The organism is Endozoicomonas sp. SESOKO4 (genome assembly GCF_024606275.1).
In genome coordinates this window covers 1-1,347 of record NZ_JAHHPS010000368.1, presented here as the reverse complement: position 1 = coordinate 1,347, position 1,347 = coordinate 1, and the positions used below count along the sequence as shown (strand labels likewise).

The 1,347-nt window shown below is 44.6% G+C and carries 2 protein-coding genes; both read left to right on the top strand.

The window, feature by feature from the left end; translation table 11 throughout:
• Nucleotides 1-511: hypothetical protein (locus tag KDK16_RS07240; RefSeq protein ID WP_257275360.1), on the top strand; the 511-nt coding region annotated here is incomplete at its 5' end.
• 252 nt (nt 512-763) lie between these two features.
• The gene (locus KDK16_RS07235; RefSeq protein WP_257275359.1) at nt 764-1,174 is read left to right on the top strand and encodes a hypothetical protein; all 411 of its coding nucleotides are present in this window, start codon (nt 764-766) and stop codon (nt 1,172-1,174) included.
• Nucleotides 1,175-1,347: the final 173 nt, after the last annotated feature.

The window sequence follows — 1,347 nt, the reverse complement described above, 5'->3', positions numbered from 1 at the left end:
TTTGCCAGTCTCCGATGGAGCTGGATGGATTGGTTTTAATGGTATCGCTGATGTGGTCGTGACATTTGGCAGGGCTACACTTAATGCTCACCAAATAGATAAAATGGTGGAAATAATGAGGAAGCACGAACTTCTTATTTTGGTTGGCCTTGGCTTTATTAATATAAGTTATGCCGGTTCACAAATAACGGAAAGTGATTGTGAGTTTCTATACACTCCTGCTGATACGTTCTGGTATTTTACTCCTGCCAGTGATCCTTCGACTGTCGTAGGGGCCCAATGTTCTCTTTGCAATTACAATGACATGGATTGTCCTGTTGGGAGGCATCATCGGTGTTGTCTGACTATTGCCGGTGCCAGTAAAACTTCTGATACAGACTATTTTGGTGGTGTTAGTACCTTCACTAAAGGCTGGAGGTTGTATAAGCATTACTCAACCAAAGCTGAGCTCTTCCGGGACGTTAATAAAGGCGAGCTCAGGAAGGGATATGAAAAATGTATGAGTGAGTAATAGTCCTGAGAGAATTTCCGATAAGCGTCTGTCTTGCCCCACCCGAAAAGATTTTAGAAAGCATCCCTGCGGATTTCACCTGATGGGTGGTTTTTTACAGAGACACCATTTTGGCTCATGGCGTTTTGGCTCATGGCGTTGCAATCCTTCCGAAGCAGGGCTTTGCAGGCATGAAATCTGAGTGAAATATTCAGTACAAAAAAGCCCCTCAAAATTGATAAGGCTATACTTACCACTCGCCGAAAAGATGGCATGGTGAAAGTGATGAAGAAGTACGAGCTGCTTTTTTTGTTTTGCATTGGTTTTATCAATGTAAGTTATGCCGGCCCGCAAATCACCGGAGGTGACTGTCAGCATCTATACACCCCGTCAGATACATTTTGGTATTTTACGCCTGAAAATCCATATACTGCCGCAGGGGCTCAATGCGCCCTTTTAAAAGAGTACGATGTGTCTTGTCCGGTTGGGAAGCATAATTCTTGTTGCCTGATTATTGCCGGAGACAAGAACATACCAGATACAGATTATTACGGCGGTGTTAGTGTTCTTCTTAGCGGAAGGTGGCTGGTGTATAAAGATTACTCAACCAAAGCTGAACTCTTCCGGGACGTCAACAAAGGCGAGCTTAGAAAAGCCTATGAAAAATGTATGAATGAATCATAGGCCTGAGAGGCTATCCGGTAAGCACTTTTCCTGCCCCCCATCTAATTATTGGAAAACACTTCAGTTGACATCCTCCCCCACTGATTCAAGAAATCAGAGGGGGATTCCCATGGGGGCGCCTAGCAGCCTGTCGGACTTAAGCGTCCGTAGCGAGGATTGCAAGAAATTGAGGA